Source organism: Mammaliicoccus sp. N-M50, assembly GCF_022386995.1.
Classification (GTDB): Bacteria; Bacillota; Bacilli; order Staphylococcales; family Staphylococcaceae; genus Mammaliicoccus; species Mammaliicoccus sciuri_A.
The window spans coordinates 104,002-123,139 of the sequence record NZ_JAJNJA010000004.1 but is presented as its reverse complement, the minus strand read 5'-3'; the positions used below and the strand labels follow the sequence as shown (position 1 = coordinate 123,139).

Here is a 19,138-nt window from a genome sequence, read left to right as displayed (position 1 = left end):
AAATACAATCGGAGTGATTACAAGAAGCGATAAGTATTTGAAGTGTTGTCGAATGCAAATCTTAAGTATTAAATCATCCCAATTTTATAAACCTGTGCTTATTCTATGTGATTTAATCACCTAAAGTATGTCTCTAATTTTGGACCAGGTTTTAAAACATGAAATACTTTTGTATTTCACTAGAATGAATAGAAAAAGGGGGAAATGATCATGGCTAAACAAGATGTAATCGAATTAGAAGGTACAGTATTAGATACTTTACCAAACGCTATGTTTAAAGTAGAATTAGAAAATGGACATGAAATTTTAGCACACGTTAGTGGTAAAATACGTATGAACTATATTAGAATTCTACCTGGCGACAAAGTAACAGTTGAAATGTCTCCGTATGACCTAACACGCGGAAGAATCACTTATCGTTATAAATAATCGTCACTCCAAATACAAGGAGGTATACAAAGATGAAAGTAAGACCATCAGTAAAACCAATTTGCGAAAAATGTAAAGTTATTCGTCGTAAAGGTAAAGTAATGGTGATTTGTGAAAATCCAAAACACAAACAAAAACAAGGCTAATAAAAGAGAGGTGTAAATAAATGGCTCGTATTGCAGGTATTGACGTACCACGTGAGAAACGCGTAGTAATCTCGTTAACTTACGTATATGGTATCGGAAAAACAACAGCACAAAAAATTCTTAAAGAAGCAAACGTATCTGAAGACACACGTGTTCGTGATTTAACTGATGACGAATTAGGTCGTATCCGTGAAGTTGTAGATGGCTACAAAGTTGAAGGTGACCTTCGTCGTGAGAAAAACTTAAACATTAAACGTTTAATGGAAATCGCTTCATACCGTGGAATTCGCCACCGTCGTGGTTTACCAGTTCGTGGTCAAAACACTAAGAACAATGCGCGTACGCGTAAAGGACCAGTTAAAACAGTAGCGAACAAGAAAAAATAATAAGTAAAGGAGGCACATATAAATGGCACGTAAACAAGTTTCTCGTAAACGTAGAGTTAAAAAGAATATTGAAAGTGGTGTAGCTCACATCCGTTCAACATTCAACAATACAATCGTAACGATCACTGATGATTTCGGTAATGCATTATCATGGTCTTCAGCAGGTGCGTTAGGATTTAAAGGTTCTAAAAAATCAACACCTTTTGCAGCTCAAATGGCTTCAGAAACAGCTTCAAAAGCTGCTATGGAACACGGTTTGAAAACTGTAGAAGTAACAGTTAAAGGTCCTGGCCCAGGTCGTGAATCAGCGATCCGTGCGTTACAATCAGCTGGATTAGAAATCACAGCAATCAAAGACGTAACACCAGTTCCTCATAACGGATGTCGTCCACCAAAACGTCGTCGTGTATAATTTTTGTTAGTTCTAATGTTCAAGAGTCACTGGATAGAAATTAATAAAGTTTAATCGACGTTTATAAGGAGGATATATTTAAATGATTGAAATCGAAAAACCTAGAATTGAAACAATAGAAGTTAGTGATGATTCTACATTCGGTAAGTTCGTTGTTGAACCGCTAGAACGTGGTTATGGTACAACACTAGGCAACTCCTTACGTCGTATCCTATTATCTTCATTACCAGGTGCGGCAGTTAAAAATATCGAAATTGAAGGTGTACTTCACGAATTCTCAGCAGTTGAAAATGTAGTTGAGGATGTTACTACTATCATTATGAACATCAAGAAATTAGCTATAAAAATCTACTCTGAAGAAGACAAAACACTTGAAATCGATATTAAAGATGAAGGTGAAGTTACTGCGAAAGATATCATGCATGACAGTGATGTTGAAATTTTAAATCCAGATTTAAAAATTGCAACAGTTTCTAAAGGTGGACACCTTAAGATGCGCTTAATTGCTAATAAAGGTCGCGGATATGCTTTAGCTGAACAAAATAACACAAGTGATTTGCCAATTGGTGTCATTCCAATCGACTCACTTTATTCTCCAGTAAATCGTGTGAACTATACAGTTGAAAATACACGTGTAGGGCAAAGTAGTGATTATGATAAATTAACAATCGATGTTTGGACAGATGGTTCATTATCTCCTCAAGAAGCTGTTTCTTTAGGTGCTAAAATCATGACTGAACACTTAAACATTTTTGTTAATTTAACAGATGAAGCACAAAATGCTGAAATCATGATTGAAAAAGAAGAAGATCAAAAAGAAAAAGTACTTGAAATGTCTATCGAAGAATTAGACTTATCAGTACGTTCTTATAACTGTCTAAAACGTGCAGGTATTAATTCTGTACAAGAATTAGCAGACAAATCTGAGGCAGATATGATGAAAGTTCGAAACTTAGGTCGTAAGTCTCTTGAAGAAGTTAAATATAAATTAGAAGATCTTGGTCTTGGTTTAAGAAAAGAAGACTAATAAAGGAGGTTAATTCATGGGTTACAGAAAATTAGGTCGTACTTCTGATCAACGTAAAGCAATGTTACGTGACTTAGCTACTCAACTTATCGTTTCTGAACGTATCGAGACTACAGAAGCTCGTGCTAAAGAACTTCGTAAAGTTGTTGATAACTTAATTACTTTAGGTAAAAAAGGTGATCTAGCTTCACGTCGTAGAGCTGCTCAAACGATTCGTGACGTTAAAATCTTAGAAGATGACAAAACAATTACTGCATTACAAAAATTATTCAATGATGTTGCGCCACGCTATGAAGAGCGTCAAGGTGGATATACTCGTATCATGAAAGTTGGTCCACGTCGCGGTGACGGTGCTGAATCAGTAATTATTGAATTAGTATAATCTATTCTTTATTGGAGTGACGAAAGTCACTTCAATCATTTCTATATAAATACAATTTATTTAACACACACAAAGCAAATGAGTGCAATGATAATGTTTACCACACATAGATATTGTCTAGCTCAGAGTACTCCACCACATTTGAATGACTTATCGCGTGAACTCGTCTATGGTGGAGTGCGCGCTTTTTTATTTTAAATCCGTTTATACGGATTTTTTTTATTGCATTTTATTTTATAATAGGTAATATGTTTAAAGTAATAAATGCTTACAATTTCGTATGTATACTGTAAAATATATAGTAATTAACTTGTTGAAGGATGAATGTTATGGTGCAGGAAAATTTGATAAGGTTCTCGAACGTTACATTTAAATATGATGAAAATGAGCCAGCTGCACTTCGCGATGTTTCGTTTAATATACAAAAAGGCAAGTGGACATCCATTGTCGGACATAACGGTTCTGGAAAGTCTACAATTGCTAAATTAATGATGGGTATTAACCAAAATTATGAAGGTGAAATTGTAGTTGATGGCATCTTACTGTCGAACGATACAATTGATGAAGTGAGAAGACATGTCGGTATTGTATTTCAAAATCCTGATAATCAATTTATTGGTTCAACTGTAGAGTATGATGTAGCATTTGGTATGGAAAATCAAAGTATAGACTATCACGTTATGCATGAGGTAGTTGATGAGGTATTAACAGAAGTTGGCATGTCAGACATGAAGACATTCGAACCAAGTCATCTTTCAGGTGGACAGAAACAACGTGTCGCGATTGCAGGCATATTAGCGATGTCACCAGATATTATGATTTTAGATGAAGCGACAGCGATGCTTGATCCTGAAGGTAAAGAAAGTATTATGAACTTAATTAAATCTATTCAAAGTGAACACCACTTAACAGTTATCTCCATTACACATGATTTAGAAGAAGCTGTTAATGCTGATGAGATTATTGTGATGAATAAAGGTGAAGTTTATAAACAAGACATACCTGAAGAAATATTTAAGCAAGGTGCTTATTTAACTGAAATTGGTTTAGACTTACCTTTTGCTATGAGAATGAACTACTTGCTCAATCATAATTATGAATATACAACATTCGAACAGTTGGTGAATCGAATATGAAAATAGCGTTTGATAAAGTCACTTATGACTACAGTATAAAGACACCATATCAATATAGAGCTTTAAATCAAGTTTCGACGACATTCACAGAATCTAAATTTTATGCCATTGTTGGCCAAACAGGTTCTGGTAAATCAACATTAATTCAGCACTTAAATGCTATATTAAAGCCGACAGAGGGACAATTAACAATCGGTGATACGAATATTACGAAGAAGACGAAATCAAAGAAATTAGCGCCAGTGCGTAAAAAAGTAGGTATCGTCTTTCAATTTGCAGAACATCAATTATTTGAAGATACAGTTGAAAAAGATATTATTTTTGGACCGCTTAATTACGGTATGGATAAAGAAGCAGCTATTCAAAAAGCAGAATCTCTAATGGATTTGTTAAACATGGATCGTAGCTTATTAAAGAAATCGCCATTTGAGCTCTCAGGCGGTCAGAAACGACGTATAGCCATTGCAGGTGTATTAGCTATGGAACCTGAAATACTTGTCCTTGATGAGCCTACAGTGGGCTTAGATCCGAAAGGGCAGCATGATATGATGGAACTCTTCAATGACATCCATGAAAATCTCGGTATTACGGTTATATTAATTTCACACCAAATGGATATCGTACTTAAATATGCGGATGAAGTTAAAGTCATTAAAGCTGGTGAAATCGTTGCAGAAGATAAGCCAGTTAATATTTTTACAAATGAAGAACTTCTGAATCAAACGCATCTTGAACCACCTAATATTATTAAACTTCAACAAGCAGTTGAAGCTAAATATAATATGAAGTTTGATCAAATCGCGACGAGTGAAGAAATGTTTAAAGATATGTATGAAAAGCAGGTGAAGCCTCATGACTGATAAGTTAATAATCGGGCGATACATACCTGGTAATACAATTATCCATCGATTAGATTCACGCATGAAAATGCTATATGTATTTATATTTATGATATTAATATTCTTTTGTAATTCATGGGCATCTTATGGCTTTATGGTGTTAACCGTGTTAATTATTATGTATTTAGCACAAATAAGATTTTGGTTCTTAATTAAAGGACTCACACCTGTTATGCTACTGTTTATTTTTACGTTCATCATGCATTTAATTGTGACGAAAGGTGGACCAGTCATCATTGATTTAAAGCTATTCACAATTGAACAAAATGGTGTTATACAAGGTGCATTTATTGTTCTAAGACTTGCACTTTTAGTGATGATTTCAACAATCATGACGTTAACAACAAGTCCGATAAGCTTAACAGATGCAATAGAATCGATGTTGAGACCGTTAAAAAAGGTTAAGTTCCCAGTACATGAACTTGCAATGATGATGTCTATATCACTTAGATTTATCCCAACATTAATGGATGAATTAGATAGAATCATAAAAGCCCAAACATCAAGAGGATCTGACGTTACGGCAGGTAGTATATTTAATAGATTAAAGGCCATTATTCCACTACTCATTCCGATGTTTATATCGGCGTTTAAACGTGCAGATGATTTAGCAGTGGCTATGGAAGCTAGAGGTTATAATGCTTCAAATCAACGAACAACCTATCGTAAATTAAAATGGAAACTAAGAGATAGTATTGGATTCGCAACAATTATTGTTGTTGCGATAGCATTATATTTATTAAGGAATTGAGGTGCAGACTTTGAGAATGTTAGTGAAAATTTCATATCACGGTGGACAGTTTATGGGATTTCAAATTCAACATCATGAACGAACTGTGCAATATGAATTTGAGAGAATTCTAAAAAGAATGCATCAAACATTTGTAAGAATACATCCTTCAAGCAGAACTGATAAAGGCGTGCATGCAATAGAGCAGTATTTTCATTTTGATACACCATTAAATATTAAACCAGATAAATGGGAATATGCTTTTAATTCAGCATTGCCTAAAGATATACACGTACAAAGTGTAGAACAAATTGATGAAGACTTTCACTGTAGATATGATTGTGTCGGTAAGAAATATCGTTATAAAGTTTATATCGATCCAGAAAGACATGTATTCGAACATGACACAAAAGTACAGCAAAAGAAACCCGTTGATATTGATTTGATGAATCAAGCTGCACAACATTTTATAGGTACACATGACTTTACAAGTTTCTGTTCACAAAAGACTGAAGTACAAAATAAAGAACGTACCATTTATCAAAGTGAAGTCGTTGAAACAGATGACGGATTTGAATTTATCGTTACAGGATCAGGCTTTCTATACAATATGGTAAGAGTCATGGTCGCTTATTTAATACTCGTCGGTGAAGGGAAGAGAAGCGGTGATGATATTCATCAGCTTCTAAAAGACAAAGATCGAAATAAAGTACCACATACAGCACCAGCACATGGGCTATATTTAGAAAAAATTTACTTAGATAAAGCAGAACTTATTGAAGAGTTCGGAAATGATATCAAAATATATAATAAAAAGTCTTCAGAAAATGTTTAAAACCAATTGACAAAAAGACAAATAAATTATATTATAGACAACGGTATTGTTTTATATCACCACCACGATAAGCCCCGGAATCTTATTGTGTTTTAAGATATAGAAGCAGGAATCAGACTAAGGAAATAAGATGTATATATGAAGCTTTGGTACAGGTTAATATATACATCTTAACCCAGAACTTTTTTAAAATTTAGGAGGACACTATAATGCGTCAAACATTTATGGCTAATGAAGCAAACATCGATCGCAAATGGTACGTTGTTGATGCTGAAGGACAAACGTTAGGTCGTTTATCATCAGAAATCGCATCAATCTTACGCGGTAAACATAAAGTAACTTACACACCACACGTTGATACAGGAGATAACGTTATCATCATTAACGCTGAAAAAATCTACTTATCAGGTAATAAAGAACAAGATAAAATTTACTACCGTCACTCAAATCACCCAGGTGGATTAAAATCAGTATCTGCTGGTGAATTAAAAGAGAAAAACCCAGTTCGTTTATTAGAAACATCTATCAAAGGTATGTTACCTAAGAGCAAACTTGGTGAAAAACAAGGTAAAAAATTATTCGTATATGCTGGTGCAGAGCATCCACATGCTGCACAACAACCTGAAAACTACGAGTTACGTGGTTAATTAAGAGGAGGATACTACATTGGCACAAGTTGAATATAAAGGCACAGGTCGTCGTAAACATTCAGTAGCACGTGTACGTTTAGTACCTGGTGAAGGTAACGTAACAATTAACAAACGTGACGTACGTGACTACTTACCATTTGAATCATTAATTTTAGATTTAAACCAACCATTTGATGTAACTGAAACAAAAGGTAACTACGATGTTTTAGTAAACGTTCAAGGTGGAGGTTTCACTGGACAAGCACAAGCTATCCGTCACGGAATTGCACGTGCATTGTTAGAAGCAGATCCAGAATACCGTGGATCATTAAAACGCGCTGGATTACTTACACGTGACCCACGTATGAAAGAACGTAAGAAACCTGGTCTTAAAGGTGCTCGTCGTTCACCACAATTCTCAAAACGTTAATATTGCCAAAGTTGTTGCGAACTTGTTCGCATACAAATTTGGTACGCAAATTGCATATGCAATTTGTGTTCAACAGAATATACGTTTCAACACTTCTCGAACAACTTCGAGGAGTGTTTTTTTGTATGTGGAAATATATGTGGTGGTATAATATATTTAATATAAATAGAGAACTTAATATATTTAATGATAACTAAAAGGGGGGATCGTGATGAGTACAGAATTGGCAGTAAATAATAAAGTTCTATCTCGATACATTCATAATTCTAATACACCTATTGACGCTATAGCTAAACGCATTAAAAGTATAAATCTCATTCTCGATGGTAAGAAAAATCCTACTTTTAATCAGTTATCCACTATTTCAAAAATGATAAATGTACCAGTAGGCTTATTAATTTTAGATAATTATATTGAACCATATGAAGAAAAATTAGATTTTAGGACAATTAATTCATCTGATATTGAAGAGATGAGTAGTGAACTTAAAGATACGATTAAAGAAATGAGAGTTAAGCAAGATTTCTTGAAAGATGAAGTAGAAAATCATTTAGATTTTATAAACAAATTTAGTATCAATGATAATTATCAACATGTAGCAGAAGAGATTAGAAAATATTTAAATATAAATATTAATTACTTTGAAAATATCGATGATAATCCGTTTACTTATTTCCGTAATAAAATAAGTCAGATTGGTGTTTTTATTTTCTTGAATGGTAAGTATAAAGACAATACTCATAGAAATTTGAATATTAATGAATTCAGAGGATTTGTTTTAGCTGATCAAAAAGCACCTATTATTTTTATTAATCAAAAAGATTCTAAAAAAGGACAACTATTCACACTTGTTCATGAGCTTGTCCATTTATTTATAGGCTACGATGAAATATATAATATTAAAGAAATTAATGATAATAAATTTGATAAAGTAGAAGCCTTTGTAAATAAAGTTACAGCTGAAATATTAGTACCAAGTAAAATATTTGAGAATATAGGTGATAAGCCGGTAGATGAATTATTAAAAATATTTCCGGTTAGTGAATATGTCCTTATAAGAAGACAATACGATTTTAACTTTATTACGCATAATGAATATAAAGAACAGGTTAAAGTATTAGAAGAAAACTATCAAGAAATCAAGAATATTGTTAGAAATAAAGGTGGAAACTACAGAAATAACTTGAACTTTAGGATGGATAAAAACTTTTTTAATTATGTTGAAAATGCAGTTAAGTCAGATAAAATTTCGTATACAGATGCTTTTAAAATATTAGGAGTAGGATATAAAGGTTATAAAATATTAGAAGGAGAGAATAGCCTATGAAAAAATATATTCTTGATACCAATATCTATATTAATTTTTATGAAAGATATTATAACATTGACTATTTTCCTTCGTTTTGGCAAAATATCTCTCCTATATTAAATAAACATGTAATTGTCCCAGAAATTATTATCTCAGAGAATTATCAAGATAAGTGGTTTAGAGATTGGCTTGAAACTAACTATAAAGAAGATATAATCAATCACAAATTATATGCATCAGATTGGACTACAGTACTCCAACATGTTTCATTAAGTAATATGTATAGAAATGAAGCTTTAACCTCAGATAAGGGATGGGCTAAAGAATCGATTGCTGATCCATGGATTATTGCAATTGCTTTAGCAGAGAATTATACAATTGTGACTAATGAGAGAAAAAATAATGGATTAAACAGTAAAAATCCAAGTAAATCAGTTAAAATTCCTGATATATGTCAAGATTTGAATGTGAAATGTATAGATATGTTAGGATTCTTTAAAGATGTAAATTTAAGCGTATGACAACGGATTTCAACAAGTATAATATATTCCATAACCTTACAGACTAAAAGGGGACTTTTCGATGTACAAACATATTTTATTTGATTTGGACAATACGTTATTAGATTTTAATGCTGGTGAAAGGGAAGGGATTAAGGCGGTTTTTAAATCTGAGAGTATTGTGTTTAATGATTTGAATTTTAAGCAGTATCAGGATATTAATAAGCGTTTATGGTTAGATCTTGAGCAAGGCAAGGTTTCTAAGGATGATGTATTAACGAGTCGCTTTAAGGAATTCTTTGAGCTATTTGATTTAACTGTTGATGCGCGTGCTAAAGAGGCTATTTTTAGAAAGACGTTGAATGATAATCATGAGCTGGTTGATGGTGCGAAAGATATATTAAGTTATTTGAAAGAAGCAGGTTATCATCTTTATAGTGCTTCTAATGGTGTTTATGAAACTCAGATGAAACGCATGCATGATGCAGGTATTTTTGATTATTTTGATGATCATTTTATTTCAGAGAAAATTGGATTTGAAAAGCCTCATAAACAATTTTTTGATCATTGTTTAAGTGGTGTTAAAGACGACGATGTTGCACATTATTTAATGATAGGAGATACGTTAACATCTGATATTGCTGGTGCGCATGAATATGGAATTGATTCATGTTACTTTGACCATCAAAATCTTAGTAACGGCGATATTGCGACATATGTTATAAATCATTTAGAAGCGTTAAAGGATATATTGAAATAAGCTGAGACGTGATGTCTCAGCTTTTATAATGCTTATATTTAGTTCTCTTCGTTGATATACATTCTATAATAGAATCCTTGTTTCTCTATAAGTGTATCGTGATTACCAGATTCTATAATGCCTTCTTTTGTTAGGACGTATATGTTATCTGCATTTCGAATTGTTGATAATCGATGTGCGATAACGATAGTTGTGCGATTGAGTGTCAGTTGTTCCAATGATTGTTGAACGACTTTCTCACTTAAATTATCTAAAGCACTTGTGGCTTCATCTAAGATGACAACTTCTGGGTTTTTTAGAAACATTCTTGCGATACTAAGTCTTTGCTTTTGTCCGCCAGAAAGTTTAGCACCTTTTTCACCAATTTGTGTGTGATAACCATTTGGCAGTTGTTGAATAAATTCATGTGCATTGGCTAATTTAGATGCATGAATGATTTCATCCATTGAAGCTTCAGGATTACCATATTTAATATTCTCGTAAACGGTACTTGAGAATATATAGACATCTTGTTGAACGATACCTATTTTTTGTCTAAGTTCTTCAAGAGGGATCGTTCTAATATCTTGATGATTAATCGTTATGGATCCTGATGTGACATCGTAAAATCTTGGTAGCAGATTGGCGATGGTTGATTTACCTGAACCTGATGGGCCAACTATCGCAATATATGCACCGGGTTCGATTGTTAAATTTAAATTATGGATAATATATTCTTGGTCATATTGAAAGTAAACATGATCAAATTGAATAGCACCATTTGAATGTTGTGTTTGTTGTTGGTGAGTATTCTCTGAAGTTATATCCGGTTTAAGTTGCATTAATTTAAAGAAGCGGTTAAAACCTGAAATACCTTCATTATATTGAACAGACAGCTTAACAAGTACTTCAATAGGTGTTGCGATATTACCTACATACAGTACGAATGCTAACAAATCCCCAATAGAAATTTCTTTTTTCATAATTAGTAATGCACCAAGCACAATGATGATGACAGGCATTGCTTGAATGATGGACCCTATAATCTCATTATATAGAGCTTCATATTTATGAACTTTCTTTTTAATTTCAATTGCTTTTTTATTAAGTGATTTATACTGATTACTTTCAAATGATTCATTCGTAAAAGATTTTGTAACTTTAATTCCTGATATCGTATTTTCTAAAAATCCATGAATTTCAGCATTGGTAGCTTTATCTTGTTCATAGATAGAAGAGAGCTTTTTGATGTAATACCAATAAACCACAATCATAATAGGAATAAATAACATCATCACAATTGTTAATTCTACATTGATATACAAGAGAATGATGACAGCACCTATAAAACGAATAATGTACATTAAGATATCTTCAGGACCGTGATGATATAACTCTGATAAGTTCTCAAGATCACCCGTTAATCTCGACATTAAACCACCCGTACTATTTCGGTCGAAAAAGTGATGAGGTTGGCTTTGAATATGTTCATATAACTCTTCGCTCATATCTTTCTCCATCTTTGCACCCATAACGTGACCATAATAATCTATAAAAATATGGCACAAAAATTGAATCAATATGAGCAATACCATAGCAGCACCTAGTAAGTAAATTTCTTTAACATGCGCTACAGAGAAATGTTGAATTAAATTCTCTGTGATATAACGAATAATCAATGGTATTACAAGCGTTATAACCGTAACAAGTAATGAACAAATTAAAGTTAAACCGAAAATTCGTTTATAAGGTCTGTAGTATGATATGAATTTTTTAAATTTCACAATAATAGCTCCTTAAGTTTTATTGGTGTCGTTTACCAATAAACTTAATACATTTCACTTAAAGGTAAACGACCTCAGTGGCAGTAGTTAAAAGGATACGATTATTATTTTTTCTCATGGTAATCTCCCTCTCTAGTGTAAAATTACAGTAAAGACTGTTACTGAGAGTATAAGTTAAAAACGAGTAAAACTCAACACGGATGAGAAGTACTTGATATAACCCGTTTTTATCGAAAAACGATAATTTTTATTGATAAACAATAAAAAAGATGTTAAACTTTTATTGAAAAACGATAAAAAGGAGAGGTTTTGATGAGTAAAATTAGTAATACTGAAAAACGTGGTTACATGATTACATTAATTACAATGATCCTTAATATTTTGATACTAGGTGTTATTCTTGTGAAATTCTTTATCAAAGTTCCTGTAAGTACAGCATTTGATTTAAGGGATGGCGTATTCTATTACTTAATATGCTTTACTATTCAATCGTTGTTAACAATAGTTTTCTTTATATTTGTTCTAAGATTTGTAAAAAATATAAAGAAAAAGGACTTTTTTAATTCTGGGAATTATAATAAAATATTTTATTCTTCAATCATTATTATGATATATGCTACATTCAATTCAATGAAGAGTTTAATTGGTGTAGACATCATATATAAAGATTTATTAGATACTGCGCCGTTTACTACGGTATTATTGTTGAATATTGCTTTAATGATGTTAAACTTCCTTGCGATTTATGATGAATCTGAATCAATGAAAGAAGAACATGATTTGACTGTTTAAGGGTGACAAGATGATAAAAATTAAATTAGATGAAATATTAAAAGAGAGACATGTTTCTCTGACTGAACTTGCTCAAGAGGTAGATATTACGATTGCAAATTTATCTATTTTAAAGACTGGAAAAGCAAAAGCTGTTAGATTTAGTACACTAGAAGCAATATGTGAATACTTGGATTGTCAGCCTGGTGACATCATGGTTTATGAAAAGGATGCAGAGTGAAATTAAACTTTGTTATTTTTGCACTTGAATCATATATAGCGTATTCTAAATGTAATAAATGAATGAAGGTGATATATATGATTGAAAAGTTACATCAAGTCATGTTATATGTTGATGATCAAGAAAAAGCTGTTGAATTTTGGAAAGATGTAATGAACTTTGTTGTGAAGTCTGAAGATGAGTTGCCTGAAGGTTTCAAGTCTGTAGAAATTGCACCTAGTGAAGATGCTGAAACGTCATTTGTATTATTTGATAAAGCTTTTATTGAAAAGTACAGTCCTGAAGTGAGTTTAGAAACACCTTCTTTAATGTTTAAAGCTTCGAATTTTGATGAATTATATAAGTCGTTAAAAGAACAAGGATTAACTGGTCATGATATTATAGAAATGCCTGAGGGTAGAGTATTTAATTTTCATGATAAGCAAGGTAATTATTTTGCAATTACTGAGTAAAAACGGAGGGAATTGAAATGATAGAAACGCAGTTCCGAATTTCTTATAGTATGTTATCTGATGTTGTCAAAGATATAGATGAGAAACAAGCGGATTTTCAACTGGAGTTAGCGAACAATAATATTAAATGGCAACTTGGTCACGTAATTGTGGCAAATGAATCATTTGTCTTTGGTACAAGTGAAGAAGATAATATACTCGGTGAAAAGTTAGGTAAATCATTCTCACCAGGTACTTCACCACAAGATTTTACAGGTGTAGAACCAACTTTCCAAGAATTAAAAGGCATATTAAATCAACAACTAGAAAGAATATTAAATGCACTTGATGAACAAATGGACAAATCAAGAAAAGCACCGATAGCGAATATGGATACTTTTGCAGAAACAATTTCATTTGGCATATTGCATACGAATTATCATACTGGTCAAATTAAGTTGATGAAATCAATGTTAGATAAATTAGATCAAGGCGTATAAAAATATAGAGAGAAAAGAAACGATTATGTTTCTTTTCTCTCTTTTTCATTAGAACAGTCAAAGCATAATAATGTTTTGTCTTCTTGCACGACACCTTCTATAAAGCCACTATTACAATAAATATCTGTTTGGCATTTGGCACATTTACCTACGAATTCTTTTTCCATAGAATCACACCTTAAAATTCATTTTATGTACTTAAAAGTGATATGATAATTATGTATATACTAACATATTTTTATGGAGTGATAGAAATGGCTTTAGAGATGAAACCAAATTGCGAAAAATGCGGATATGAATTTCATAAGAAAAGTAATGCTTTTATATGTGTTCAAGAAACAACATACTGTAGAGAATGTGCGGAAAATTTATATTATGTATGTCCAGAATGTAATGGAGAACTTGTCGTTCGTCCGAAAGCAAAAGCTGATACTAAAACTGTAATGGGAGACCGTTAAGGATAAATGAGGTGATGGATTGAATATTCGAAGATTACAACTCAATGAGATAGAGAAAGTTGTTGCTGTATTTGATGACTATCGTGTTCATTTTGGACAACAATCAGATATAAAGATGACGTATGAATTTATATATAGAAATGTTTCTCGTGAAGATGCTGTTATATTTATAGCTGAAGCGAATGAGCAAGTGATAGGATTTGTACAGCTATACAAGATGTTGTCATCAATGAAAATGTCAAACCTACTTATTATTAATGATTTATTTTTAACAGCAGATGCGAGAGGTCAACGAATTGGTGAGCAATTAATGAACCAAGCATTTACTTATGGGAAAGAAAATGGATATGAGACAATATATTTAGAAACCGAAAAATCAAATAAAGCTGGTAATCGTTTATATCAAAAATTAGGCATGCAAATCGATGATGAACATAACTATTATCATAAACATTTATAAACAAGAGGTGACTTTTAGATGAAAGCAATTGGGTTTAGTAACAGTTTTGATTTGAAAGTATCAAATGAATTTGAAGAAAGAGATATACCAGTTCCAGAAGCTAAAGGAAGAAATCTTTTAGTGAATGTGAAAGCAGCGAGTATAAATCCTATAGATACGAAATCAAGAAATACATCAGATGGAGAATTTAAAATATTAGGGTATGATGCAGTAGGTGTTGTAGAAGCGGTTGGAGAAGAAGTAGAATTGTTCCACGTAGGTGATGAAGTATATTATTCTGGTACAAATACGAAGCAAGGATCGAATGCAGAGTATCAATTAGTTGATGAACGACTTGTGGGCATTAAACCAGAACACTTATCTTTCGTTGAATCAGCAGCTTTACCTTTAACTGCACTAACGTCATTTGAAGCATTATTAGAAGGCCTTAATATTTCATCTAACCCTGAAGATAATAAAGATAAGAAGTTACTAATTATTAATGGTGCAGGTGGTGTAGGTTCTGTAGCTACTCAAATTGCGAAACATTTGGGCCTAACAGTAATCACGACAGCTTCACGTAAAGAAACAAGAAGATGGTCAGAGAAAATGGGTGCTGACATCGTACTCAATCATAAACACCACTTACCAGATGAATTAAGAGCACATAAAATTAATCAAGTAGATTATATCTTTAATACACATAGTAGTGATGCATACTTTAATGTAATGGCAGAAATGATAAAGCCAAGAGGAAAAATCGTAGCACTTGTTAATTTTATGGATAAAGTAGATTTAAATTTATTAAAAGATAAAAGTGTGACATTCTCATTTGAATTTATGTTTACTAGACCAAAATATGAAACAGACGACATGATCGCACATCATGAATATTTGAGAAAGTTAACATATTTATTGGATAGAGGTACGATTAAAACGACAGTAAATAAGACACTAAAAGGATTAAGTGTAGAAACAATTACAGAGGCACATCGTTTAATAGAAGAAGGAAAAAGTATTGGTAAAATAGTTATAGAATATTAACAGTACTAATAGAAATGACGTTACGAACACTTCTGGTCAAATTTGTTCATAACGGGGGAGTTAATTACAAAAGTCGGCGGAAGTGTAACTATGGGGGTCTATAGTAACAAAAGTCGGCGGAAGTGTAACTAACGGCGCCGTCTCCAAATAAAATAATCTACAAAAAAGCACAACCTCACGCGAGGTTGTGCTTTTCTACATCTTAATAGTCGTTTTCGTTTGCGATACGTCTTAAGTGTGGATATTTAGAACGTATTACATATACAAGTAATGTTAGTGCTGCGAATACAATTGCGATAAGTCCTATAATAAGCATTGATTGTCCATAAGTTACGTCGCTTGTGAAGTTAAAGATATTTTCTCTTAATGCTTTAATTACATAACTCATTGGAGAGAATGGGTGTAAGTCTTGGAAGAACTTACCTGATAATTCTATTGGGAATGTACCTTCACTTGATCCTAATTGTAAGATCAATAGTATAATCGCTAAGAATTTACCGATATTACCTAATACAACTGTAAGGAATGTCACAATCATATATGCTGCAATACTCCATAAGATAAGTGTTAAAGTGAAGTGTCCTGGATTAGCGATATCAATTTCAAATCCGTATAAACATAGTACTGCTAGTGCTAATGCTGATCCTAAAGCTTGCATCATGAATATTGCAAACTTACTTAACCACCATTTGAATCCTGTAGAATCACCAATTCTTTTATCGATAGGGTAAACTGCTGAGAATGCAACTGCACCTACATATAAACTTAATGATAGGATATATGGTGCAAAGCTTTGACCATAGTTATTAACTTCTGTTAAATCATCTTCGTTTGATACGACTGGATTATTGATTGCTTTAACATTTTTATCTTCAAAGTATTTATCATCTGATTGTTTAATAGCTTTATCAATATTTGCTTTTAATTTGTCATTATTAGCTTGTAAATCACTTAAACCTTGAGATACTTTCATACTGCCTTGTAAAAGTTGTTGTCCTTCTGCGCCAGCCATTGGAGCAAGTTGTTCTAATCCAGATTCAACTTGTTTATTACCATCAATGAGTTGAGATTCTGCATCTGACATTTGTCCAAGTGCTTTAGAAGTATCTTTATAACCATCAGTTAATTTATTCATTCCTTTAAATGATTCTGAAATATATTTCTCACGAACAGATTCACTTAAATTATCTTCAACAGCTGTAATAGCTTTAGATGCGATTTGTGAACCAGTGTAACTATAACCAGGGTTCGTTTTGACATTTAAGTCGATTTTTTTAGGATTTTTGTCTAACATAGAACCTGCATTTTTAGTGGTTTCAGCTGGTATTGAAATGACAGCATAAGATTCACCATGTTCTAAATGTTTGTCTGCAGTTTCTTGAGAAACAAATTCCCATTTAAATTTATCATTGTCTTTTAATTTATCTACTACGTCTTTACCGATATCTGCCTTTTCACCATTGATTTTTCCACCGTTATCACTATTCACTACAGATATCTTTAATGAATCCGTCTTTCCGTATGGATCCCATAAAGAACCTACAAATACTGAACTATAAATAAGTGGAATAAGCATAATTGCTATAAGTGATACGAGTAGAAACTTATGTGTCCATAAATTTTTTATATCATCAAACATGATTAACATTGTCCTTTCCTGTTATAAGTTTATTTGCTTTCTCTAATTGTTTAACAAACGTTATAATTTCTTCGTCTGAAAAGTGAGAAGACAGTTTACGATTAAATGTTTCGTAAATAACATCTTCAGTACGCTTTACAAGTTCTAAACCTTTATCTGTAAGCAAAACAGATTTCTCTCTCTTATCTTCGCCTTGCTGAATAGCAATGAGGTCTAGATGCTTCAATTTATTAATTCTGTTTGATATTGCAGTCTTAAAGACACCTTGTTTAGAGGCAATAAAACTGTATGTGCATCTAGGAAAATCTTTAATAATTTTTAAAGTTTGATATTGTTCTTTAGAAACAACTTCATCTAACCCAGAATTATTTAAAATCTTTGCAACTTCACTGTGTATATTAATGATGGATTCTTGGAATAGGTTAAAAGCTTTTTTTAATTCTTCTTCCATGATTAGTACACCTCCTGTACTTAATACAAAGAGTATAGTACACCCTATGTACTATAATTGCAAGAGGTTTAACTCAAAAAAGATACAATCGTTTGCATGTAAAGGCTTTCTTTTGAAAATATATGGCTTATATTGTCGTAAATTATTAATGCAATCGTTTGCATAAAATTGTTGACTTTTTAACTTTTTACACATATGATAAATCTATATTAAATTTTGAAAGCGATTACAATTATGGAGGGTTTATCTATGGCTGAAATGAAATTAGAGAATATAAAGAAGACTTACGACAAAGGTAATACTGTAGTACATGATTTTAACTTACATATTAAAGATAAAGAGTTTATTGTTTTCGTTGGTCCATCAGGGTGTGGAAAGTCAACAACTTTGAGAATGATCGCAGGATTAGAAGACATTACATCAGGAAATTTTTTTATTGATGATCGAAGAATGAATGATGTCGCACCAAAAGATAGAGATATCGCAATGGTCTTTCAAAATTATGCTTTATACCCACATATGACAGTATATGACAATATGGCATTTGGACTTAAACTACGAAAAATGAATAAAAAAGAAATAGATAAAAGGGTTCAATACGCAGCTGAAATTCTTGGATTGAAGGAATATTTGCCAAGAAAACCTAAAGCTTTATCAGGTGGTCAAAGACAAAGGGTTGCATTAGGTCGAGCAATTGTAAGGGATGCGAAAGTATTCTTAATGGACGAACCTTTATCTAATTTAGACGCGAAATTAAGAGTTCAAATGAGAACAGAAATATTAAAGTTGCATGAACGATTACAAACTACAACGATTTATGTCACACATGACCAAACAGAAGCTTTAACGATGGCAACACGTATTGTTGTCTTAAAAGATGGCGATATTATGCAAATAGGTACACCACGTGAAGTATATGACGCACCAGAAAATGAATTTGTTGCACAATTCATTGGATCACCTGCAATGAATATTTTTGACGCAAAAGTTAATAAAGACGAGTTAGTGATTGGCAATCAAGTGATTAAATTAAATGAAAGTAAAGCACGCATGTTAAATCATAACGGCTATGATGGCAAGACGATACGATTCGGTATTCGACCAGAAGACATTCATGATGAACCTGTATTTATCAATGCTAATAAGGATGTAACTTTCAAGACTAAAGTACTTGTTAGTGAATTATTAGGTTCTGAAATTATGATTCACGGATTATTTAACGATGAAGAAATATGCGCCAAGTTAGATGCTAGAACAGTTATTCATCCAAATGATGAAATTGAGCTTGCTTTAGATTTAAATAAATGTCACTTCTTTGATAAAGAAACTGGAGAGAAAATTAAAAATTAATTGATTGAGTGAATTAACAATTAATGAAAGAAGGGGATTAG

General features: G+C 32.3%; 27 protein-coding genes. 23 read left to right on the top strand and 4 right to left on the bottom strand.

Annotation, left to right across the window (positions count from 1 at the left end; all coding sequences use genetic code 11):
* Nucleotides 1–210: 210 nt before the first annotated feature.
* The 15 genes from infA to LQ622_RS07885 all read left to right on the top strand — a co-directional run bounded on the left by infA (nucleotide 211) and on the right by LQ622_RS07885 (nucleotide 10,010).
* Nucleotides 211–429, top strand: a complete 219-nt coding sequence (gene infA / locus LQ622_RS07955) for a translation initiation factor IF-1 (protein WP_001118443.1) — start codon at nucleotides 211–213, stop codon at nucleotides 427–429.
* Between the two features lie 32 nt (nucleotides 430–461).
* The gene (gene rpmJ, locus LQ622_RS07950; RefSeq protein ID WP_003156543.1) at nucleotides 462–575 is read left to right on the top strand and encodes a 50S ribosomal protein L36; all 114 of its coding nucleotides are present in this window, start codon (nucleotides 462–464) and stop codon (nucleotides 573–575) included.
* Between the two features lie 20 nt (nucleotides 576–595).
* Nucleotides 596–961, top strand: coding sequence for a 30S ribosomal protein S13 (rpsM, locus tag LQ622_RS07945; RefSeq protein WP_037589013.1), 366 nt, complete (start codon nucleotides 596–598; stop codon nucleotides 959–961).
* Between the two features lie 22 nt (nucleotides 962–983).
* The gene (rpsK, locus tag LQ622_RS07940) at nucleotides 984–1,373 is read left to right on the top strand and encodes a 30S ribosomal protein S11 (RefSeq protein ID WP_025906484.1); all 390 of its coding nucleotides are present in this window, start codon (nucleotides 984–986) and stop codon (nucleotides 1,371–1,373) included.
* 82 nt (nucleotides 1,374–1,455) lie between these two features.
* Nucleotides 1,456–2,400: a DNA-directed RNA polymerase subunit alpha gene (locus tag LQ622_RS07935; RefSeq protein ID WP_025906483.1), complete on the top strand. Its 945-nt coding sequence runs from the start codon at nucleotides 1,456–1,458 to the stop codon at nucleotides 2,398–2,400.
* Nucleotides 2,401–2,416: 16 nt separating this feature from the next.
* The gene (gene rplQ, locus LQ622_RS07930; protein ID WP_037589012.1) at nucleotides 2,417–2,782 is read left to right on the top strand and encodes a 50S ribosomal protein L17; all 366 of its coding nucleotides are present in this window, start codon (nucleotides 2,417–2,419) and stop codon (nucleotides 2,780–2,782) included.
* A gap of 329 nt (nucleotides 2,783–3,111) precedes the next feature.
* Entirely contained in the window at nucleotides 3,112–3,918 is an 807-nt protein-coding gene (locus tag LQ622_RS07925; RefSeq protein WP_239762129.1) for an energy-coupling factor transporter ATPase, read from the top strand.
* Nucleotides 3,915–4,778, top strand: coding sequence for an energy-coupling factor transporter ATPase (locus LQ622_RS07920; protein ID WP_159315442.1), 864 nt, complete (start codon nucleotides 3,915–3,917; stop codon nucleotides 4,776–4,778). The genes LQ622_RS07925 and LQ622_RS07920 overlap by 4 nt, the downstream gene beginning before the upstream one ends.
* On the top strand, nucleotides 4,771–5,568 hold the full coding sequence (locus LQ622_RS07915; RefSeq protein WP_196307503.1) for an energy-coupling factor transporter transmembrane component T family protein: 798 nt from the start codon (nucleotides 4,771–4,773) through the stop codon (nucleotides 5,566–5,568). Before LQ622_RS07920 ends, LQ622_RS07915 begins: the two co-directional genes overlap by 8 nt.
* A 10-nt stretch (nucleotides 5,569–5,578) precedes the next feature.
* The gene (gene truA, locus LQ622_RS07910) at nucleotides 5,579–6,382 is read left to right on the top strand and encodes a tRNA pseudouridine(38-40) synthase TruA (RefSeq protein WP_239762093.1); all 804 of its coding nucleotides are present in this window, start codon (nucleotides 5,579–5,581) and stop codon (nucleotides 6,380–6,382) included.
* A gap of 209 nt (nucleotides 6,383–6,591) precedes the next feature.
* A complete protein-coding gene (rplM, locus tag LQ622_RS07905) occupies nucleotides 6,592–7,029 on the top strand; it encodes a 50S ribosomal protein L13 (protein ID WP_025906474.1) in 438 nt (145 codons plus the stop codon).
* A 19-nt stretch (nucleotides 7,030–7,048) separates the two neighbouring features.
* Nucleotides 7,049–7,441, top strand: coding sequence for a 30S ribosomal protein S9 (gene rpsI, locus LQ622_RS07900; RefSeq protein WP_025906473.1), 393 nt, complete (start codon nucleotides 7,049–7,051; stop codon nucleotides 7,439–7,441).
* 211 nt (nucleotides 7,442–7,652) lie between these two features.
* The gene (locus LQ622_RS07895) at nucleotides 7,653–8,768 is read left to right on the top strand and encodes an ImmA/IrrE family metallo-endopeptidase (protein ID WP_239774917.1); all 1,116 of its coding nucleotides are present in this window, start codon (nucleotides 7,653–7,655) and stop codon (nucleotides 8,766–8,768) included.
* A complete protein-coding gene (locus LQ622_RS07890) occupies nucleotides 8,765–9,271 on the top strand; it encodes a DUF4411 family protein (protein WP_239774915.1) in 507 nt (168 codons plus the stop codon). Before LQ622_RS07895 ends, LQ622_RS07890 begins: the two co-directional genes overlap by 4 nt.
* A gap of 61 nt (nucleotides 9,272–9,332) precedes the next feature.
* Nucleotides 9,333–10,010, top strand: coding sequence for a YjjG family noncanonical pyrimidine nucleotidase (locus LQ622_RS07885; RefSeq protein ID WP_239774913.1), 678 nt, complete (start codon nucleotides 9,333–9,335; stop codon nucleotides 10,008–10,010).
* Nucleotides 10,011–10,048: 38 nt separating this feature from the next.
* On the opposite strand, the gene LQ622_RS15165 is transcribed toward LQ622_RS07885, so the two are convergent.
* Nucleotides 10,049–11,773: an ABC transporter ATP-binding protein gene (locus LQ622_RS15165; protein WP_239774911.1), complete on the bottom strand. Its 1,725-nt coding sequence runs from the start codon at nucleotides 11,771–11,773 to the stop codon at nucleotides 10,049–10,051.
* Between the two features lie 312 nt (nucleotides 11,774–12,085).
* On the opposite strand from LQ622_RS15165, the gene LQ622_RS07875 reads away from it, so the two are divergent.
* From LQ622_RS07875 to LQ622_RS07860, 4 genes are all read left to right on the top strand, one after another.
* Nucleotides 12,086–12,565 (top strand): hypothetical protein, encoded by a 480-nt coding sequence (locus tag LQ622_RS07875; protein ID WP_239774909.1) that lies wholly within the window; start codon nucleotides 12,086–12,088, stop codon nucleotides 12,563–12,565.
* 10 nt (nucleotides 12,566–12,575) lie between these two features.
* Nucleotides 12,576–12,785 carry a helix-turn-helix domain-containing protein gene (locus LQ622_RS07870; protein ID WP_025906456.1) on the top strand — a complete coding sequence of 70 codons (210 nt, stop codon included), beginning with the start codon at nucleotides 12,576–12,578 and terminating at the stop codon, nucleotides 12,783–12,785.
* Between the two features lie 80 nt (nucleotides 12,786–12,865).
* Nucleotides 12,866–13,237 carry a VOC family protein gene (locus LQ622_RS07865; protein WP_025906454.1) on the top strand — a complete coding sequence of 124 codons (372 nt, stop codon included), beginning with the start codon at nucleotides 12,866–12,868 and terminating at the stop codon, nucleotides 13,235–13,237.
* A 17-nt stretch (nucleotides 13,238–13,254) separates the two neighbouring features.
* Nucleotides 13,255–13,716, top strand: coding sequence for a DinB family protein (locus LQ622_RS07860; protein WP_239774907.1), 462 nt, complete (start codon nucleotides 13,255–13,257; stop codon nucleotides 13,714–13,716).
* A gap of 23 nt (nucleotides 13,717–13,739) precedes the next feature.
* Here the strand turns inward: LQ622_RS07860 and LQ622_RS07855 are convergent, their stop codons facing one another.
* The gene (locus LQ622_RS07855; protein ID WP_167739975.1) at nucleotides 13,740–13,883 is read right to left on the bottom strand and encodes a hypothetical protein; all 144 of its coding nucleotides are present in this window, start codon (nucleotides 13,881–13,883) and stop codon (nucleotides 13,740–13,742) included.
* A gap of 87 nt (nucleotides 13,884–13,970) precedes the next feature.
* Here LQ622_RS07855 and LQ622_RS07850 point away from each other — a divergent pair, with 87 nt between their 5' ends.
* Genes LQ622_RS07850 through LQ622_RS07840 form a run of 3 tightly spaced genes read left to right on the top strand, consistent with a single transcriptional unit; the run spans nucleotide 13,971 to nucleotide 15,657 of the window.
* The gene (locus LQ622_RS07850) at nucleotides 13,971–14,174 is read left to right on the top strand and encodes a DUF1272 domain-containing protein (RefSeq protein WP_037589002.1); all 204 of its coding nucleotides are present in this window, start codon (nucleotides 13,971–13,973) and stop codon (nucleotides 14,172–14,174) included.
* A gap of 19 nt (nucleotides 14,175–14,193) precedes the next feature.
* The gene (locus LQ622_RS07845; protein WP_191836470.1) at nucleotides 14,194–14,634 is read left to right on the top strand and encodes a GNAT family N-acetyltransferase; all 441 of its coding nucleotides are present in this window, start codon (nucleotides 14,194–14,196) and stop codon (nucleotides 14,632–14,634) included.
* Nucleotides 14,635–14,652: 18 nt separating this feature from the next.
* Nucleotides 14,653–15,657: a zinc-binding alcohol dehydrogenase family protein gene (locus LQ622_RS07840; RefSeq protein ID WP_239762097.1), complete on the top strand. Its 1,005-nt coding sequence runs from the start codon at nucleotides 14,653–14,655 to the stop codon at nucleotides 15,655–15,657.
* Nucleotides 15,658–15,859: 202 nt separating this feature from the next.
* Here LQ622_RS07840 and LQ622_RS07835 read toward each other — a convergent pair whose 3' ends face one another.
* Both LQ622_RS07835 and LQ622_RS07830 read right to left on the bottom strand, forming a co-directional pair.
* Nucleotides 15,860–17,296 carry a YhgE/Pip domain-containing protein gene (locus tag LQ622_RS07835; RefSeq protein WP_025906449.1) on the bottom strand — a complete coding sequence of 479 codons (1,437 nt, stop codon included), beginning with the start codon at nucleotides 17,294–17,296 and terminating at the stop codon, nucleotides 15,860–15,862.
* Nucleotides 17,289–17,747, bottom strand: coding sequence for a MarR family winged helix-turn-helix transcriptional regulator (locus LQ622_RS07830; RefSeq protein WP_025906446.1), 459 nt, complete (start codon nucleotides 17,745–17,747; stop codon nucleotides 17,289–17,291). The genes LQ622_RS07835 and LQ622_RS07830 overlap by 8 nt, the downstream gene beginning before the upstream one ends.
* A gap of 249 nt (nucleotides 17,748–17,996) precedes the next feature.
* On the opposite strand from LQ622_RS07830, the gene LQ622_RS07825 reads away from it, so the two are divergent.
* The gene (locus LQ622_RS07825; RefSeq protein ID WP_058611907.1) at nucleotides 17,997–19,097 is read left to right on the top strand and encodes an ABC transporter ATP-binding protein; all 1,101 of its coding nucleotides are present in this window, start codon (nucleotides 17,997–17,999) and stop codon (nucleotides 19,095–19,097) included.
* Nucleotides 19,098–19,138: the final 41 nt, after the last annotated feature.

What these genes read in the sequence shown, in the direction of transcription:
- infA (WP_001118443.1), top strand. Translation starts at nt 211, where the DNA reads ATGGCTAAACAAGATGTAATCGAATTAGAAGGTACAGTATTAGATACT.
- rpmJ (WP_003156543.1), top strand. Translation starts at nt 462, where the DNA reads ATGAAAGTAAGACCATCAGTAAAACCAATTTGCGAAAAATGTAAAGTT.
- rpsM (WP_037589013.1), top strand. Translation starts at nt 596, where the DNA reads ATGGCTCGTATTGCAGGTATTGACGTACCACGTGAGAAACGCGTAGTA.
- rpsK (WP_025906484.1), top strand. Translation starts at nt 984, where the DNA reads ATGGCACGTAAACAAGTTTCTCGTAAACGTAGAGTTAAAAAGAATATT.
- LQ622_RS07935 (WP_025906483.1), top strand. Translation starts at nt 1,456, where the DNA reads ATGATTGAAATCGAAAAACCTAGAATTGAAACAATAGAAGTTAGTGAT.
- rplQ (WP_037589012.1), top strand. Translation starts at nt 2,417, where the DNA reads ATGGGTTACAGAAAATTAGGTCGTACTTCTGATCAACGTAAAGCAATG.
- LQ622_RS07925 (WP_239762129.1), top strand. Translation starts at nt 3,112, where the DNA reads ATGGTGCAGGAAAATTTGATAAGGTTCTCGAACGTTACATTTAAATAT.
- LQ622_RS07920 (WP_159315442.1), top strand. Translation starts at nt 3,915, where the DNA reads ATGAAAATAGCGTTTGATAAAGTCACTTATGACTACAGTATAAAGACA.
- LQ622_RS07915 (WP_196307503.1), top strand. Translation starts at nt 4,771, where the DNA reads ATGACTGATAAGTTAATAATCGGGCGATACATACCTGGTAATACAATT.
- rplM (WP_025906474.1), top strand. Translation starts at nt 6,592, where the DNA reads ATGCGTCAAACATTTATGGCTAATGAAGCAAACATCGATCGCAAATGG.
- LQ622_RS07895 (WP_239774917.1), top strand. Translation starts at nt 7,653, where the DNA reads ATGAGTACAGAATTGGCAGTAAATAATAAAGTTCTATCTCGATACATT.
- LQ622_RS07890 (WP_239774915.1), top strand. Translation starts at nt 8,765, where the DNA reads ATGAAAAAATATATTCTTGATACCAATATCTATATTAATTTTTATGAA.
- LQ622_RS07885 (WP_239774913.1), top strand. Translation starts at nt 9,333, where the DNA reads ATGTACAAACATATTTTATTTGATTTGGACAATACGTTATTAGATTTT.
- LQ622_RS07875 (WP_239774909.1), top strand. Translation starts at nt 12,086, where the DNA reads ATGAGTAAAATTAGTAATACTGAAAAACGTGGTTACATGATTACATTA.
- LQ622_RS07870 (WP_025906456.1), top strand. Translation starts at nt 12,576, where the DNA reads ATGATAAAAATTAAATTAGATGAAATATTAAAAGAGAGACATGTTTCT.
- LQ622_RS07860 (WP_239774907.1), top strand. Translation starts at nt 13,255, where the DNA reads ATGATAGAAACGCAGTTCCGAATTTCTTATAGTATGTTATCTGATGTT.
- LQ622_RS07855 (WP_167739975.1), bottom strand. Translation starts at nt 13,883, where the DNA reads ATGGAAAAAGAATTCGTAGGTAAATGTGCCAAATGCCAAACAGATATT.
- LQ622_RS07850 (WP_037589002.1), top strand. Translation starts at nt 13,971, where the DNA reads ATGGCTTTAGAGATGAAACCAAATTGCGAAAAATGCGGATATGAATTT.
- LQ622_RS07840 (WP_239762097.1), top strand. Translation starts at nt 14,653, where the DNA reads ATGAAAGCAATTGGGTTTAGTAACAGTTTTGATTTGAAAGTATCAAAT.
- LQ622_RS07835 (WP_025906449.1), bottom strand. Translation starts at nt 17,296, where the DNA reads ATGTTTGATGATATAAAAAATTTATGGACACATAAGTTTCTACTCGTA.
- LQ622_RS07830 (WP_025906446.1), bottom strand. Translation starts at nt 17,747, where the DNA reads ATGGAAGAAGAATTAAAAAAAGCTTTTAACCTATTCCAAGAATCCATC.
- LQ622_RS07825 (WP_058611907.1), top strand. Translation starts at nt 17,997, where the DNA reads ATGGCTGAAATGAAATTAGAGAATATAAAGAAGACTTACGACAAAGGT.